The 15829-nt window shown below is 56.3% G+C and carries 16 protein-coding genes and 1 riboswitch; all 16 genes read right to left on the bottom strand.

Features of this window, described 5'->3' with window-relative positions:
* Positions 1 to 11: 11 nt before the first annotated feature.
* Entirely contained in the window at positions 12 to 389 is a 378-nt protein-coding gene (locus GCU45_RS18855; RefSeq protein WP_076174683.1) for an ATP synthase subunit I, read from the bottom strand.
* Positions 382 to 636 carry an AtpZ/AtpI family protein gene (locus GCU45_RS18850; RefSeq protein WP_076174685.1) on the bottom strand — a complete coding sequence of 85 codons (255 nt, stop codon included), beginning with the start codon at positions 634 to 636 and terminating at the stop codon, positions 382 to 384. Before GCU45_RS18850 ends, GCU45_RS18855 begins: the two co-directional genes overlap by 8 nt.
* A 177-nt stretch (positions 637 to 813) precedes the next feature.
* A complete protein-coding gene (gene wecB / locus GCU45_RS18845; protein WP_089549714.1) occupies positions 814 to 1974 on the bottom strand; it encodes a non-hydrolyzing UDP-N-acetylglucosamine 2-epimerase in 1161 nt (386 codons plus the stop codon).
* 15 nt (positions 1975 to 1989) lie between these two features.
* Complete coding sequence (gene upp / locus GCU45_RS18840; protein WP_076174689.1) at positions 1990 to 2619, bottom strand: uracil phosphoribosyltransferase; 630 nt, start codon at positions 2617 to 2619, stop codon at positions 1990 to 1992.
* Between the two features lie 578 nt (positions 2620 to 3197).
* A complete protein-coding gene (gene glyA, locus GCU45_RS18835; RefSeq protein ID WP_152399962.1) occupies positions 3198 to 4445 on the bottom strand; it encodes a serine hydroxymethyltransferase in 1248 nt (415 codons plus the stop codon).
* Between the two features lie 62 nt (positions 4446 to 4507).
* The gene (locus tag GCU45_RS18830; protein ID WP_116233566.1) at positions 4508 to 5122 is read right to left on the bottom strand and encodes a TIGR01440 family protein; all 615 of its coding nucleotides are present in this window, start codon (positions 5120 to 5122) and stop codon (positions 4508 to 4510) included.
* Positions 5123 to 5143: 21 nt separating this feature from the next.
* Positions 5144 to 5599, bottom strand: coding sequence for a ribose 5-phosphate isomerase B (gene rpiB, locus GCU45_RS18825; RefSeq protein ID WP_152399961.1), 456 nt, complete (start codon positions 5597 to 5599; stop codon positions 5144 to 5146).
* 147 nt (positions 5600 to 5746) lie between these two features.
* Positions 5747 to 5828: riboswitch (ZMP/ZTP riboswitch) on the bottom strand.
* A 109-nt stretch (positions 5829 to 5937) separates the two neighbouring features.
* Complete coding sequence (locus GCU45_RS18820; RefSeq protein ID WP_152399960.1) at positions 5938 to 6525, bottom strand: low molecular weight protein arginine phosphatase; 588 nt, start codon at positions 6523 to 6525, stop codon at positions 5938 to 5940.
* Between the two features lie 39 nt (positions 6526 to 6564).
* Positions 6565 to 7125 (bottom strand): manganese efflux pump MntP, encoded by a 561-nt coding sequence (locus tag GCU45_RS18815; protein WP_105444866.1) that lies wholly within the window; start codon positions 7123 to 7125, stop codon positions 6565 to 6567.
* Positions 7126 to 7211: 86 nt separating this feature from the next.
* A complete protein-coding gene (locus GCU45_RS18810; RefSeq protein WP_152399959.1) occupies positions 7212 to 8393 on the bottom strand; it encodes an L-threonylcarbamoyladenylate synthase in 1182 nt (393 codons plus the stop codon).
* A 108-nt stretch (positions 8394 to 8501) separates the two neighbouring features.
* Entirely contained in the window at positions 8502 to 9224 is a 723-nt protein-coding gene (gene spoIIR, locus GCU45_RS18805; RefSeq protein WP_152403197.1) for a stage II sporulation protein R, read from the bottom strand.
* Positions 9225 to 9536: 312 nt separating this feature from the next.
* Positions 9537 to 10733 carry an FtsW/RodA/SpoVE family cell cycle protein gene (locus GCU45_RS18800; RefSeq protein WP_152399958.1) on the bottom strand — a complete coding sequence of 399 codons (1197 nt, stop codon included), beginning with the start codon at positions 10731 to 10733 and terminating at the stop codon, positions 9537 to 9539.
* An 83-nt stretch (positions 10734 to 10816) separates the two neighbouring features.
* On the bottom strand, positions 10817 to 12055 hold the full coding sequence (locus GCU45_RS18795; protein WP_076174705.1) for an FtsW/RodA/SpoVE family cell cycle protein: 1239 nt from the start codon (positions 12053 to 12055) through the stop codon (positions 10817 to 10819).
* A gap of 71 nt (positions 12056 to 12126) precedes the next feature.
* The gene (locus GCU45_RS18790) at positions 12127 to 13173 is read right to left on the bottom strand and encodes a HemK/PrmC family methyltransferase (RefSeq protein ID WP_167527277.1); all 1047 of its coding nucleotides are present in this window, start codon (positions 13171 to 13173) and stop codon (positions 12127 to 12129) included.
* A 25-nt stretch (positions 13174 to 13198) separates the two neighbouring features.
* Positions 13199 to 14266, bottom strand: a complete 1068-nt coding sequence (gene prfA, locus GCU45_RS18785; RefSeq protein ID WP_152399957.1) for a peptide chain release factor 1 — start codon at positions 14264 to 14266, stop codon at positions 13199 to 13201.
* Positions 14267 to 14434: 168 nt separating this feature from the next.
* Positions 14435 to 15733 (bottom strand): amino acid permease, encoded by a 1299-nt coding sequence (locus tag GCU45_RS18780; RefSeq protein WP_152399956.1) that lies wholly within the window; start codon positions 15731 to 15733, stop codon positions 14435 to 14437.
* Positions 15734 to 15829 lie beyond the last annotated feature (96 nt).

Genomic DNA, 15829 nt, shown 5'->3' with positions numbered 1-15829 from the left:
CAGTTGAAGGTCTACTCCTGTTTACGAGACAATCGAATCCCTATGAATAAGAGAAGAAACTGTGCCAATACCAGTGTTGCCGCTACGGCATACAGGTTAAACGTCTCCGGCCTTTGATAGGCCACAACGACGGCCAGCACACTGAGGGCTGCACGGGTCAGAAAACCCATATTTACTCTCTTGCCGCCCCCGCCTTCGACTGAATCCAACACTTTTTGCACTTTATAGCCCAAATAAAAGCTATTGGCAAGGCTGACACTGGAGCCAAGCACCATACCCAGCGCTATACTCCGGTATTGCGGGAAGACAGCAGCACCCAAGAAGCAAAGAGCCAGGAAATAAAGTGTCGCTCTTGTCAATACCCTGCGGTATTTCCATAGTTCACTCATCACTTTCCCCCATGACTGCCTTGGTGATCATAAAAACGCTTACGCCGCCAATCGCCAGACCCAGCAAAACTCCGAATGCAATCCAGAGTCCGGGTCCTCCCCAAATCTTGTCCAGCCAGGAGCCGAGATAAAAGCCCCCTAAAGTACACGCGGCCAGATCGATTCCGATGGCGCTTACAAGGCCCGCATACTTCAGAGGGCTTGCAGCATTTTTATTGGATTTTTGCGGCTTATCAGGTTGATTCATCTCTGTCCACCCTCTAATCCCAGTTCATTTTACTGAATGACCCGAGAGTTTGTCAATTGAACAAATCCGTGTCGAAACTGGCTGGAATTGTGACTAAAATCACTGCAAAAAGCCCGCAAATCCGTGTCAACCGTACAGTTTAACTGTATGCTGTACTCTTTGCCCTCAGAATATGGCTTAACTTTCCTTTGTGAACATTCTGTGAAATTGTTCTGGACGTTCATTTTTGATGCCAAAATGATGCAAAATCGCGTCCACAATCCGCTGGGATGCCTTGCCATCTCCGTATGGATTTGCGGCGCCGCTCATCGCGTTATAGGCTTCCTGATCGGTCAGCAAATGCTTCGTCCGTCCGTACACTTGTTCCTCATCCGTTCCGACCAGCTCGAGCGTTCCCGCCTCGATCCCTTCCGGACGCTCGGTCGTGTCACGGAGCACCAGCACCGGCACACCGAAGGATGGAGCTTCTTCCTGAAGACCGCCGGAATCCGTCAAGATCAGATGCGTATGCGGATAAAAATTGTGCAAGTCTACAACATCCAGCGGTTCAATCAGCTTAATTCTTGGATGATTGCCCAAAATTTGATGCGCCGGCTCTTTGACCGCCGGGCTTGGATGGACCGGATACACGATGGCGATATCGTCGAATTCGTCAGCGATCCGCTTCACGGCACGGAAGATGTTCAGATGAGGCTCGCCCTGCGATTCGCGCCGGTGCGCCGTCATCAGGATCAGCCGTTTGCCCTGCGCCCAGTCGAGCACCGGATGGTGATAATCCGACTTGACGGTGTACTGGAATACGTCGGTAACGGTATTGCCGGTCACGTAAATGTGGGACTCGTTCTTGTTCTCCTTCTTCAGGTTGCCTGCAGACCAGTCTGTCGGGGCAAAATGAAGATCGGCAAGCACGCCGGTCAACTGGCGGTTCATCTCCTCCGGATAAGGGGAGAGCTTGTTCCACGTTCTCAGGCCCGCTTCGACATGTCCTACCTGGATCTTCTGCAGGAAGGCCGCATAGCTGGCCAGGAAGGTCGTCAGCGTGTCTCCGTGCACGAGAACGATATCAGGCTTGGCCTCTTTCAAAACCGGCTCCAGGCCCTGCAGAACGCGGATAGTCACCTCGTTCAGCGTCTGGTTCTCTTTCATGACGTCCAGATCGAAATCCGGCGTAATCTTGAATACCTCGAGCACCTGATCCAGCATCTGACGGTGCTGGGCCGTTACGCAGACGACGGATTCGATATGTTCGGGATGCTTCTGCAGTTCTAAGATAAGCGGAGCCATCTTAATGGCTTCCGGGCGCACCCCGAAGATCGTCATCACTTTAATTTTTGACATATGGTTTCCCTCTCCTTACTTGGTTCCGTACAGCCGGTCTCCGGCGTCTCCCAGTCCCGGAATGATATATCCGTGATCGTCCAGCTTCTCGTCCAGGGCCGCTACGTAAATGTCCACGTCAGGATGGGCTTCCTGCACGGCTTTGACCCCTTCCGGCGCGGCGATCAGGTTCATCATCTTGATCTGGGTGCACCCCCGCTTCTTCAGGACGTCAATCGCGGCAATAGCCGATCCACCAGTCGCCAGCATCGGATCGATGACGATCAGCTCGCGTTCGGTCACGTCCGTCGGCAGCTTCGTGTAATACTCGACAGGCTGCAGCGTTTCCGGATCGCGGAACAAGCCGACATGCCCCACCTTGGCGGCGGGAATCAGCTTCAGCATGCCGTCGAGCATGCCGAGCCCGGCGCGCAGAATCGGAATCAGGCCGAGCATGCGGCCCGCCAGAACCTTGCCGTCCATCTCGGCGACGGGTGTCTGCACCTTCACCGACTCGAGCGGAACCTCGCGTGTAATTTCGTAAGCCATTAAGGAAGCAACCTCATCGACCAGTTCGCGAAAATCTTTCGTGTTCGTCCGCACATCGCGGATAAATGTCAGTTTGTGTTGAATCAAAGGGTGATCACAAATCACCAGTTTTCCCATGTTAGTCCCTCCGGTTAAATCGTAAGTCTAAGTGCTGTCATTGCCGGTTAGTTAGATGCCCATTCGCATACGATACATGCAAGTACACAAATCTTATTTATTATATCATTCCTGGAAATGATTTTGCACCCAAGAAAGATATGTTTATTCTGGCCCAAAGATCAGCCGGCTTAAACGTTAACCGAAAGACCGCGCAAGGGAACCGGCATGGTGTAAGCACCCCGTAAAGACCCGCCAATCTAACATCTGCCCTTCGCATCTACCAGCCTTAAATCTAGCAGCTTCCTCTGAACTACTATATAAAAGCCACTCTAAGAGTGTGAAGGCACACATCCGCTGTGACGGCAGAAAGGTTTATTGACCTATACGGCTTCTGAGAGCGAAAAGAAAAACGTTTTATCGGCGTACATTCTCAGAAAACAGACCGCGTTTAGCGGAAGTTTCTTTTGCGAGATCAGGATGGTTAGCCTCGAAACCTCGGAAAATCTCTATTTCTTATCTCTAAAAAAAGGGACCGGAGAACATTCTCCAGTCCCTTATTTTCTCACAGACCTGTACTTCTCAAGATCTGTGTCCTATTAGTAGTTAAGTTCAGGATACAGCGGATACTGATCCGTCAGTTCCTTCACCATCGTCGCTGCTTTGGACAGCACGGCTTCGTCCTTAGGCGACTTCAGCGTCATGGCGATGATTTTGCCGATCGTCACCATAGCCGCTTCATCCATGCCGCGGGAAGTCGCAGCCGGCGTACCGATCCGGATTCCGCTCGTGACGAACGGGCTGGTCGGATCGAACGGAATGGCGTTTTTGTTCACAGTGATGCCCACGGAGTCCAGCACCTTCTCAGCGTCTTTCCCTGTAATGTTCACACTGCGGGTATCCACCAGCATCAGGTGGTTATCCGTGCCGCCGGATACGATGTTCAGGCCTTCGCTGATCAGCGTCTCAGCCAATACTTTGGCGTTCTTCACCACGTTTTCGGCATACGTTTTGAACGATGGGTCCAGCGCTTCGCCCAAGGCTACGGCTTTGGACGCGATAACGTGCATCAGCGGACCCCCTTGCGTGCCCGGGAAGACGGCCTTGTCGATGGCCGCAGCCCAAGGCTGCTTGCACAGAATCATACCGCCGCGTGGTCCGCGGAGCGTTTTGTGCGTTGTCGTCGTGACAAAATGGGCGTGAGGTACCGGGTTCGGATGAAGCCCGGCTGCAACCAGGCCCGCAATATGAGCCATGTCGACCATGAACAGCGCGCCAACGTCATTGGCGATCGAAGCGAGAGCCTCGAAATCAATCGTACGCGGATAGGCGCTCGCACCGGCGACGATCAGGCGCGGACGATGCTTGAACGCAAGCTTGCGGACTTCGTCATAATCGATGAGGAACGTATCTTCCTGGACCCCGTAAGCGACGAAGTTGTACAGCAGACCGGATGCGTTCACCGGGCTTCCGTGCGTCAGGTGTCCGCCATGGGCAAGGTTCATCCCGAGCACGGTATCCCCTGGTTTCAGCGCTGCCAGGTAGACAGCCATGTTGGCTTGGGCACCGGAGTGCGGCTGCACATTGGCATGCTCGGCTCCGAACAGCTCTTTCGCACGGTCTCGGGCGATATCCTCGACGATATCGACGCGCTCGCAGCCGCCGTAGTACCGCTTGCCCGGATATCCTTCGGCGTATTTGTTCGTGAGGACGGAGCCCATGGCTTCCATAACCGCTTCACTGACAATATTCTCCGATGCGATCAGCTCGATGTTCGCACGCTGACGCTTCAGTTCCAAATTCATAGCCTCGAGTACAGCCGGGTCCTTCTTACGCAATTGATCCATGTTAATAGTTCCTCCCTTATTGGAATTCAAAATAAAATGTTCGTTTCAATCATCCGCTCAAGTTAATCGCAAAGATCTGAACTGCCGCCGTCACGGTCGGCTCTGCCGGCTTCTTCATCCAGACGGTACACCGCCCGTTCGCCGCCGATCAGCTTGGGCCGCGTGTAGGCCGCATTCACGCGCGCATGCCCCACATAGCGCAGGGTCGGGCGGAAAGGCACGGCCACACGCCGCAGATGCATGCCAATCATCGTCTCGCCGATGTCGATGCCCGCGTGAGCCTCGATCGCTTCGGCCAGGCAAGGCTCCTTCATGGAACGGTAAGCAGCGGCAGCCATAGAACCGCCCGCTTTCGGAACAGGAACGGCGGCGACCTCGGTTAAACGAAGGCGCTCCAGTACGGAACGCTCCATCACAAGCGCCCGGTTCAAATGCTCGCAGCACTGAAACACCGTGTCGAAGCCGAACTTGGCCCGGACCTCGCCGATCGCCTGCAGCAGCTCCTCAGCAACCCCGAGTGCCCCCGAAGTGCCGATGCGTTTCCCGGCCACCTCACTGGTGCTCGTTCCGACAACCAGTACCTTACCAGGGCCAAGCCCTGCGGCTTCCACCAGCTCATGAAGGATTTGGGATACCTGTTCTCCCAGCGAAACTTCCAATGGACTGCCTCCTGACATGCTTTCCATGAGAAAACCTCCCTAATTGTGCAGATACCGCTCTTCAATCGCTTTAATCTTGTTCACGCGCCCGACATGACGCTCGCCGCCGCTGAACTCAGTGCCCAGCCAAACCTTGACGATTTCCTGGGCCAGACCTGGACCGATGACGCGTTCGCCCATAGCCAGCACGTTGGAGTCGTTATGCTCCCTGGTGGCAATCGCCGAGAACACATCGTGGACCAAGGCGCACCGGATGCCCGGAACCTTGTTCGCCGCGATGCTCATGCCGATGCCTGTTCCACAGATCAGGATTCCCCGGTCGGCCTCGCCTTTGGTAACCAGATCGCACACAGGGAGAGCATAGTCGGGATAGTCCACGGAATCCGTGCATCCGCATCCCACATCCGCAACTTGATGCCCCATCCCTTCGATCACGGCAATGATGTCTTCTTTCAAACGTATACCCGCATGATCTGTTCCAACAGCAATTTTCATCTTTCGAAAAACCTCCTAAAATTTCGCGCAATACAGAGAAACGAATCTAGCGCTCCCCGGTATTCCCGTGACTTCTTGTACCATTATAACTCATTTGCAGCCACTAGACGAAAAAAAGAGCAGTCCGCGGATCATTCCGCAGAATTGCTCTTTTGCCCAGGCGACCGGCCGTATATTCCGGTGCTCCATCGTGGTTGGATCCACATTGTCGCCAGTTACACCGGAACCGATGTTTTTCACCTTCATCATAAAGCATGACGCGATGAAAATCAATCTGCAAATTTACTCCATTTTTTCAGGCTTAGGCTCCCGCCCAAGTGCCAAACTAAGCTTCTTCCTTAAAATGTACGGAACGCCTCCAGCTTATCCAGCAGCCGCTCGATGGCGGCGCGGATTTCTGCGGCGGTGACATCGTAATCATCGCGGGACCCGCCGAACGGGTCCGAAATATCAAAGCTCGGGATGCGCTGCTGGATCTCGATCAGCCGCTCCCGTTCCTCGTCCTCCAGCTGCTGCCCGAGCGCCCGCTTCATTTCCCAGGTGGCGTACAGGCTGTCGAGCTCCTGCAGGTCCTTGATCACGTTCTCGTCATCTTCGGTGTATTCCTTCAGGGTATAAATTTTGTCAGCCGCGAGCGGAAAGCTCCGGATCACATGCTGCTTATGCCCCTGGGTCAGTGTCAAAATCAAATCCGCCCAATTCACCGTGTCGGCCCTGAGCGGCTTGGCGGTCAAATGCTCATCGATCTCGTGGTCCCGCAGCACCGCTTCCGCATGACGTGAGATCGGTGTCCCTTCAAGGGCGGCCACGCCGGCCGAACGGACTTCGAGCGGAACGCTGCGCTCCTTGGCCAGCTTGCGAAGCAGAGCTTCGGCCATCGGGCTGCGGCACGTGTTTCCCGTACAGACAAACAAAATATGCTTCACGTCTCTAGCACCTCCCGAAGTGTCTTTGCCGATATTGTATCAGAAGATAAAGGCGAGGCCAAATGCCAGCAAAATCGCGCCGCCAAGGGCCTCCCCGTATTCGCCGAGATTCCGGCTTACCCTCCTGCCGAGCAGGAGTCCAAGCACGGCCATCGCGCCCCCGCAGATCCCGAAAGCCATCACGGTCAGAATCCGGTTGCTCTCAAACATCCCCAGGGATACGCCTACCGAAAAGGAGTCAATGCTGACGCTGAGCGAGAACAGAAGCATCCCCAGCAAGGAGCGGTGATCCACCATTCGCGTTTCGCTTGTTTTGAAGGAATTCAGGACCATGTGTCCGCCCAGCAGCACAAGCAGCCCGCCGGCAACCAGGGCGGCAACTTGTCCAAGCAGCGAACTGACGTAATATCCCATAAACATTCCCAGCAGCGGCATCAACACGTGGAAAAGGCCGATCAGCAAGCTGATCTTGAGAATATGCAGCAGCCGGATTCCTTTCATGCCGATTCCTACGCCCAGAGAGAACGCATCCAGTCCTAATGCGACGGCCATTATCATGATTGTCATCAGCTGCCCTAAACCGGCAGAAGTCTCCAACATCCCTATTCCCCCATGTCCGTTAGGTTCTTGTACAACCATATGCGGACAAGAAGTAAATGATGTCTCTTAAAAGGTGGGGCGAGAGGTCACAAGCGCACAACCCGCTGGCCGGCGGCCTTGCGGAGCCGGTTCATGATGGCGGCGCCCAGCCCCTCTTCCGGGCAGGCTTCCGACAAAATAAACGTCACGCCTTCTTCATCCATGCGGCGAAGAGCGGCGTACAGCCGGTGGGCGGCCGCTTCCAGTCCGGCAAGACTACCAAGGGACTGCACGCAATCCGCGGCGTAACGGCCGATATGCTCCTCGAATGCCATCACGCCGGTTCTCTCCCCGTGTCCCGCTGCTGCCTTCAGCTGCTCATTGATCCAGCCGGATACCTGCTCCGGCGTGCCGCCCTGCACAATGGTGAGTGCACCCTTGGGGGCGTAGTGCGTATATTTCATGCCGGGCGATTTCGGCGCGACAATCTCCTCTTCATCCGGAGAGCGTTCGATTCCCGGATCGGTCGCCACCTCCATCCCGGAAGCGGCGGCTAGCTGCTCGCTAGTAATGCCGCCGGGCCGGAGAACGGTGACGCTGCCGTCTTCCTGGACCTGCACGACGGTGGATTCAAGGCCGACCCCGGTCGGCCCCCCGTCCAGAATACCGTCGATCTGCCCGCTCAAATCTTCCTCGACATGGCCCGCGAGCGTCGGGCTCGGCCGTCCCGAGCGGTTGGCGCTCGGCGCCGCCACCGGACAGCCGGATTCACCGATCAGCTCCAGTGCGATCGGATGGTCCGGCATCCGGATGCCGACCGTCGTCAGCCCCGCTGTTACCCGCGGGGACAGCACGCCCGGCCGAAGCGGCAGCACCAGCGTCAGCGGACCGGGCCAAAAGGCCGCCATCAGCCGCCGCGCCGTATCGCTGACCTCCGTCACGAGCCCGTCCAATTGGTTTGCATCCGCAATGTGGACGATGAGCGGATTGTCGGACGGCCGGCCCTTGGCCTTGAAAATCGCCTCGACCGCCTCCGTATTCCGGGCATCCGCCCCAAGGCCGTAGACGGTCTCGGTCGGAAAAGCAACGGTACCGCCATCCCGTAGAATGGCGGCTGCCCGGCCGATCGACTGCTCTGCACAGGACACCGCTTCCCTCTCCGCTTCTGCGGCAGCGGTGCTGCGTCCCATCAATACGGTCACATCCCATACCGGTGTGGCATGGCTCTTATTTGCATCATGGGTGGAAGGAGCGTTTCCTCCATCCTGCCCTTGGTTTAAACCTTTCATCGCTGTTCATTCCTGTCATCGAAATTGGTATGTTTTATTATAGCACATCTGCAAAATCTCCATGACGCATGCCCCTGGACAGCCCCTGGACAGGATGGCCGCTAGTTCCTAAGCGAACAGCCCCGTCAGCCAGGACCACAGCCCAGAGAGCATGTCTACCAGGAAGAAGCGAACTTCCGGCTGGGAAGCATCGGCCACTGCTTTCCCGGAAGCTTGAGCGGCTGCAGTATCCGTCACCTTGGCCGACGCAGTGGTCACGGCACCCTTAGCGTCACCCTTGGCATCCGCAGACTGAGCCTTGGCATCGGCGGGCTGAGCCGCAGCATCTCCGCTGGCCGCATCGATGAAGCAGAGCGGAGGGAACAGCACGCACCACCAATTTTGACCGTTGCCTGCCCCCAGTGTGATCCGGAGTGCTTCATAATTCCCGGCGGGATACACTGTACCGCCGTACAGTTTGGTCGGAAACGGCACGATGCCAAGTTCAACATTGTAATCGTAATGAATTCCTCTCTTCTCCAGCTCACGGCCCACCAGATCGTTCAGTTCCGGCAAATGCTCCCGGATCGTCGTTCTCGCCTGATCCAGGCTTTGCGGGTCCTCAAGCTCCTGTACCCAGCCGTTCATTTCCGCTACCACGGCATCGCGAATCTCGCGTTTGACCAGCTGGTCATCCGGATTATCGGAATTGGCCAGGATGCGCAGGCGGATGGATTCCTGCGGAATCGGCCCGCCGGCCACGGCCGCGTCGGTCTTTTGGCTCTCCCACATCATGGCGATCATAAACAAAATACAAAAAATAATGGCGGTATCCTTCACCAAGTCGCGCAGCCAATCTTGCCCTCTATATTTCCCCTGCTTCATCGTCTTTTCCATTTTCCCCGGGCCCCTCTCTATCAGAACAAATCTATGATAGTTCTCAGTATGTCCGGGATTGGTAGAGTCTAAACCTAGCAATCTATTTAGATTGAATTAAAGAAATCCAACTTTAGCACGGATATTCCCCTTAGAAACAAGGAATGAAAAGATAAACTCGAATTCATCTTATCTAGTATTTCTACGAGCTTCTTACCCACAAAAAAAGACCGCCTTCCCAAGCCCGAGGACTTGTCGAAAACGGTCGTTTCTAGTAAATCATCAGCTTCACATGCCGGCTTTCGCCTGTCCGCCTTGAGCAGCAGTCCCCTTAGCCGGGGTCAGCATCTCGTCATCCACTTCCTCCCCATGAACGCGCACGCTCATGACGATCCCGATGCTCGCCATATTGATCAGCAGTGAGGTTCCCCCGTAGCTGATAAACGGCAGCGTAATCCCGGTCAGCGGCATCAGGCCGATGAAGGCGCCGATATTTTCGAAGATCTGATAGAGCATCATTGCGATAATGCCCACGATCAGAATCGGCCCTGCCCGGTCCCGGCACTCGAGACAGATCAGAATCATCCGGTGGATCAGGATAAAATAGAGCAGCAGCACGACCGATGAACCGACAAAGCCGAATTCCTCGGCGATTTCCACGAAAATGGAATCCGAATAAGTATACGGCACCCGCCCGGATTGAACCGAGGACCCCTTCATATACCCTTCGCCGACCATGCCGCCGGATGCGATCGCCAGCTTGGCGTTTTTCGTATGATAGGACGCCTTGGCCGTCGCTTTGTCCGGCACCAGCCATGGGTCGAGACGTTCCGTCCAGTGCTCCCGTCCGATGTCCTTCATAAACTTCTCAATGTTGTCGTGAAAATGAATGTAGGAGAAAATGCTTCCGACGGCGACGGCCGCCAACACCACCAGCGCAATCAACGCATGCCAAAACTTGATGTTGCCGATCCAGAGCAGTCCGAGCAAAATCAGAACGTAGCTGAGCGCGTTCCCGAGGTCATTCTGAATCATAACGAGCGCAAACGGCACGAACGTCAGCAGTCCGATCGGGACCACGTCATGCCAGAACGAGAGCCTCGATTTATTTTTGCGCATAATGATATACGTCAGAAAAATAATCAGGATGAGCTTGAACAGCTCTGCAGGCTGCAAACTGAAGCTTCCCATCTTGATCCAGCCCTGGGCGCCGTTGACGTCGGTCCCGATGAAGTTAACCGCAACGAGCAGGGCCAACCCGAACAAATACAGATAAAGCGCATATTTGACAAGCAGCTTGTAATCGACGATAACCAGCCCAAAAAATGCGATGAAGGCAAGCACGTAAAACTCGATCATTTTAATATGGGAACCGGCAAACTTCGTCCCCTGTGTGACACTGTAAATGGACATGATGCTGATGCCCATGAAAATCAAAAGAATAAAAACGACGACATAATCCACTTTTTTCAGCTTTTGAAGCATGGCTATCCTCCTGTGCGGAGCCTTCCGCTCCTCGTTGCCCCTGATGCGTACCTGTCTATTGTAATAGAACAGCCATGCCATATTCAATTCCTGTTAAATCCATCCCGGATGAGGCGCAGAATTTTGCCCGTCCCTGTGGCCGGAGCCGGTTCGTTCTGCAGCGGGAGCAGCTCCTCTTCCTCCTGCCCGTGAATCCGGACGCTCATCACCACCCCGATGCTGACCATGTTGATCACCAGCGAGGTGCCGCCATAACTGATAAAAGGCAGCGTAATGCCGGTCAGCGGCATCAGACCGATAAAGGCGCCGATGTTGACAAAAATCTGGTAAATGAACATCGTGATAATGCCTGTAATCAGGTACGGCCCCGCCCGGTCGCGGCAGTCCGCGGCAATCAGAATCATGCGGTGGATCAGAATAAAATACAGCAGCAGCAGCGCCGACGAGCCGATAAATCCGTACTCCTCGGCAATCTGGACGAAGATCGAGTCGGCAAAAGCCAGCGGAACCCGGCCGTCGGACTGGATCGTCGTCCCCTGCATGTACCCCTTGCCGTCCAGGCCGCCCGACCCGATCGCCAGCTTGGCGTTGTAGGTCTGCCAGCTGTCGTCACGGGAAGCTTTGTCCGGAACGAGCCAGGGGTCAAAACGCGCGATCCAATGCTCGCGACCAATGGACTTGAACAGCTTCGCCGCCTCGTCATGATAATGAATGTACGCCTGAATTCCGCCGAAGATGGCGGCAAAGGCCACGGCGAACCCGATCAGCGCATGAACATACCGGATGCCGCCGATCCACAGGAGCCCTACCAGAATGAGGAGATAGCAGAGCGCGTTCCCCAAGTCGTTTTGCGCCATCACCAGCATAAGCGGAACAAAGGTGAGGAGCCCCATCGGCACGACATCCCGCCAAAAATACAGCCCGCGGGACCGGTCTCGATTTTTCCTCAGCAGCAGGCTGGACAGAAAAATGACCAGGAACAGCTTGAACAGCTCGGCCGGCTGCAGGCTGAGTCCCCCGGGAAGGGTTAGCCAGCCGCGGGCACCGTAGTATTCGTTACCGGCAAACAGGACGAATAAGAGCAGCATCAGGCCGAAAATATACACGTACAGTGCATATTTGATCAGCAGCTTATAATTGACGAGCGAAGTCGCCAGAAACCCTGCAAAACCGATGACGTAATAGACGGCCATCCGCACCGAATAATGATCGGTTTTGGGCCGGCCGGCGGTGACGCTGTATATGGAAGTCAGACTGAATGCCATCAGGCAGAGCAGCACCAGCATGACGGCAAAATCCAATTGTTTCAGTTTGCGCAGCATATCCTTTCCTCCAGGGAAAACATAGGTAGTTCCATTGTAGAGGAAATTGGGTCAAAAAGAAAATTATGGGATCACCGGCGGACGCCGAGAACGTGGCGCTCAATGCCGGCGAGGTCCGGGATGATCATAATCTCATCCCAATGGCCCGCCTGGCGGAGCAGGTCTGCGACCTCGCCCGCCTGGCCGATGCCCAGCTCGAATCCGATGAGCCGGGGCGGTTCCTGCAGCAGCGGCAGCTGCTGCATCATGATGCGGTAAGGCGCGAGCCCGTCCGCTCCGCCGTCCAGCGCCGTGCGCGGCTCATGGTCGCGCACCTCGGGCTGCAGGCCGGAAATATCGGCCGCAGGAATGTACGGCGGGTTCGACACCAGGATGTCGACCCGCCGGCCTGCAAACGGCTCCAGCAGGTTGCCTTCCTCGAAGGCAACCTGGGCGCCGTTGGCTTCGGCGTTGCGCGCGGCGACCCGCAGCGCGTCCGCCGAGATGTCGCTGGCGTAGACGCGCCAACGCGGGGCGTGCAGCGCCAGCGTGACCGCGATGGCGCCGCTGCCGGTGCCGATGTCGGCCGCGACCAGCGGGCGCAGGCCGTCCGCGGTGCCGGCACCGCAGCCGGGTGCAGCGGCTGCGCGGCCCTGTGCCGCCGGACGAGCCGCTTCGCGGTCCGGCAGCTCCGCGTCAGCCGGCCCCGGAACGCGGCCGGCTCCCTGCCCTTGCGGCGGCTCCTGCTCCGCCGCAGACGCCGCTCGCCCTGCCGGGGCCGCCCCCTGCGGCCACAGCCGCGCGGCCTGCTGCAGCACGGCCTCCACAAGCAGCTCCGTCTCGGGCCGCGGGATCAGCACAGCGGGCGTCACCTGAAAGGGGATGCCGTAGAACTCCTGCTCCCCGATAATGTATTGGGCCGGTTCGCCCGCAGCCTTGCGGGAAATCACTTCCTCCCAGGCCTTCTGCCGCTCGTCCGGAAACGGATCGGGCAGCGCCATGTAATAGGCCGCGCCGGACAGGCCCAGCACATGCTCAAGCAGCAGCTGGGCGTTCCGCTGCGGCTCCATCACTTCATGCGCCGCTAAAAAAGAGGAAGCCTCCGCAAAGGCTTCCCGTATACTCTGCTTTGTCGTCATCACAAACGTGCTTTCCTTCAAAGCCTTATTCCCCTTTATCCATCATTTCCGCCTGCTCCGCAATGTTCAGGGCCGAAATGATCTCTTCGATTTCGCCGTTCATCACCGAATCAAGCTTGTGCAGCGTCAATCCGATGCGGTGGTCGGTCACCCGGCTCTGCGGGAAGTTGTACGTGCGGATCCGCTCACTGCGGTCGCCTGTACCCACTTTGCTCTTCCGCTCACCGGCATACTTCGCTTCTTCTTCCTGCCGCATCATATCAAAGATCCGGGCACGAAGCACCTGAAGCGCCTTCTCCTTGTTCGAGTTCTGCGACTTGCCATCCTGACAGGTGGCCACGATTCCGGTTGGAATATGGGTCACGCGAACGGCGGATTTCGTGGTGTTGACGGATTGTCCGCCCGCACCGCTGGAGCAGAACGTATCGACGCGGATATCCTTGTCATGGATTTCAATGTCGATATCTTCGACTTCCGGCAAGACCGCCACTGTGGAAGTGGAAGTATGGATCCGTCCGCCGGACTCCGTCGTCGGGATGCGCTGCACGCGGTGCGCACCGCTTTCGTATTTCATTTTGCTGTAGGCGCCGCGGCCGTTGATCATGAAGATGACTTCCTTGAAGCCGCCCAGATCGTTCGTATTGGCGTCCATCAGCTCTACGCGCCAGCCTTGGGTATCCGCATAACGCGTGTACATCCGGTACAGGTCGGAAGCGAACAAAGCTGCTTCGTCGCCGCCCGCTGCGCCGCGGATCTCCACGATGACGTTCTTGTCGTCGTTCGGGTCCTTCGGCAGGAGCAGAATGCGGATGCGTTCCTCCAGCTCGGTACGGCGCTGGTTCAGTTCCTCGATTTCCATCTTGACCATTTCACGCATTTCGTCGTCCAGCTTCTCAGCCTGAAGTGCTTTGGCGGATTCGAGTTCTTCCATAACGGATTTATATTCGGTATAAGCCTCATATGCAGGCTGCAAATCGGATTGTTCTTTGGAATATTCCCGCAGTCGCTTACTGTCGTTCGCAACGTCAGGATCGCAAAGCAGTTCACTAAGCTTCTCATAACGGTCCGCCAAGGATTGCAATCGGTCCAACACTGGGATTCACCTCTCCTATTTAAAAAATACACTAGGTATATATATGCTCTGATCGTTATCGCTGCTCTCTATTAAAAATAGAGGGTAGACGACTTTTTATTATATCACGGTGCGCGCATATTTACCATAGCCGACATGGTGAACAGGATAGCCGAAAGCCTGTTTATGTTAAGCTTGCGCTTTGTTTTTCCGCCCTATACTTACCAAAAAATAAACACCGCAAATGACCAGCGGATACAAGATCGCCCACCCGACGAACGGAAACACCGCCGCCGTGAGGATAAAGGACAGCCAGCTGACTGTCCGTCCCCACCGCTGGCCTTTCAGCAGCCGGATCCCGGCTGCGCAGCCGCCCAGATACGTCAAAATAAACGTGGCATTGGGGAGCGTAATCAGCGTGGTCAGTGACACCGCGCCGGTTCCGTACAGAACGAGCACGAGCACGAAACAGCCCGCCAGGAAGCCCAGTCCCCCGACAGGCGTCTGGAATCTGGACGACATCTTCCCCATCCAGGCCGGCGCCTTTCCTTCCCGGGCGAGCGCGTAAGCCAGCCTCGACGATGCGCCGGTATACGAAATGACCGTGGCCGTGCAAATAAACATCCCCGTCAAGCCCGCGATGACGGCCCCGGCCGGACCGAGCAGCTTTTCAATAACCAGCAGCAGCGATACGTCCGACCCACTCCCCCCATAGCTGTGCGTTCCCACCGTTGCCAATGCCGTCAGGAAATACAGCACACCGACGATGATGGCCGCAACCGTCACGCCCTGCACCGCCGCCCGTTTCGGGTCCACAAACTCCTCGGATAAATGCGATACCGCCTCCCAGCCGATAAAGCACCAGAACAGAATGGCCGCACTCTGGCCGACGCTGATCCACCCTTCCGGCATAAAAGGCGTGAAATGCCTTGCTTCCATATGGGGAAAAGAACCGGATATCGCCAGGATGAGCACCAGCACGATCGCCGATACGACGACGATCTGCACGCTGCCGGCCAGCTTCATCCCAAAGACGTTGATGAACAGGGACACGGCCAGCATCAGCGCGGCGATGGCGATTCTGGCGCCGTCCCCCAGACCAAAGGCAGCCGTCATATACCCTGCTCCCGTCAACGCTGCTACCGGTGCGCCTATCGGCACCGACATGAGGAAAAACCAGCCGACCAGCGTCCCGGCTTTGGTTCCATATGCTCTAGAGACAAACGAGGACACACCCCCGGCATCGGGATAACGCGCCGACAGCAGCCCCATGACAAGGGCCATCGGCAGGACGAGCAGCGTCATGAGCCCCCAGGACAGGAGCGAGGCTGGACCCGCGATATGTGCGGCGAGCCCCGGCACAATCAGGATGCCGGATCCGAGCACCGAACCGATATATAAAGCGATGGCTTGAGGCAGCCGAATGGAAGAGGTTAAGTGTGATGCTGTAGAAGTCTTTTCGAATGAGGTCTTTTCTAATGAAGCCATATATTTGATCATCCTATCTGCTGTTAATGGTGTAACCGGCAGGGATTACCGGTCATTCTAGGGTTGTGCAGTGCTCACAGCTTAACAGATAATAGA

The organism is Paenibacillus cellulositrophicus (assembly GCF_009363095.1).
Taxonomy (GTDB): Bacteria; Bacillota; Bacilli; order Paenibacillales; family Paenibacillaceae; genus Paenibacillus_AQ; species Paenibacillus_AQ favisporus.
Note: the sequence above shows the minus strand (reverse complement) of the source record. Positions and strands in the feature narration are given on the sequence as shown.

Excerpts from the sequence above, each read along its gene's own strand:
- GCU45_RS18855 (WP_076174683.1), bottom strand. The coding sequence starts at position 389 with ATGAGTGAACTATGGAAATACCGCAGGGTATTGACAAGAGCGACACTT.
- glyA (WP_152399962.1), bottom strand. The coding sequence starts at position 4,445 with ATGGATCAATTGCGTAAGAAGGACCCGGCTGTACTCGAGGCTATGAAT.
- GCU45_RS18780 (WP_152399956.1), bottom strand. The coding sequence starts at position 15,733 with ATGGCTTCATTAGAAAAGACCTCATTCGAAAAGACTTCTACAGCATCA.
- GCU45_RS18850 (WP_076174685.1), bottom strand. The coding sequence starts at position 636 with ATGAATCAACCTGATAAGCCGCAAAAATCCAATAAAAATGCTGCAAGC.
- rpiB (WP_152399961.1), bottom strand. The coding sequence starts at position 5,599 with ATGAAAATTGCTGTTGGAACAGATCATGCGGGTATACGTTTGAAAGAA.
- GCU45_RS18795 (WP_076174705.1), bottom strand. The coding sequence starts at position 12,055 with ATGCTGCGCAAACTGAAACAATTGGATTTTGCCGTCATGCTGGTGCTG.
- GCU45_RS18815 (WP_105444866.1), bottom strand. The coding sequence starts at position 7,125 with ATGTTGGAGACTTCTGCCGGTTTAGGGCAGCTGATGACAATCATGATA.
- GCU45_RS18810 (WP_152399959.1), bottom strand. The coding sequence starts at position 8,393 with ATGAAAGGTTTAAACCAAGGGCAGGATGGAGGAAACGCTCCTTCCACC.
- upp (WP_076174689.1), bottom strand. The coding sequence starts at position 2,619 with ATGGGAAAACTGGTGATTTGTGATCACCCTTTGATTCAACACAAACTG.
- wecB (WP_089549714.1), bottom strand. The coding sequence starts at position 1,974 with ATGTCAAAAATTAAAGTGATGACGATCTTCGGGGTGCGCCCGGAAGCC.
- GCU45_RS18830 (WP_116233566.1), bottom strand. The coding sequence starts at position 5,122 with ATGTCAGGAGGCAGTCCATTGGAAGTTTCGCTGGGAGAACAGGTATCC.
- GCU45_RS18800 (WP_152399958.1), bottom strand. The coding sequence starts at position 10,733 with ATGCTTCAAAAGCTGAAAAAAGTGGATTATGTCGTCGTTTTTATTCTT.
- GCU45_RS18790 (WP_167527277.1), bottom strand. The coding sequence starts at position 13,173 with ATGACGACAAAGCAGAGTATACGGGAAGCCTTTGCGGAGGCTTCCTCT.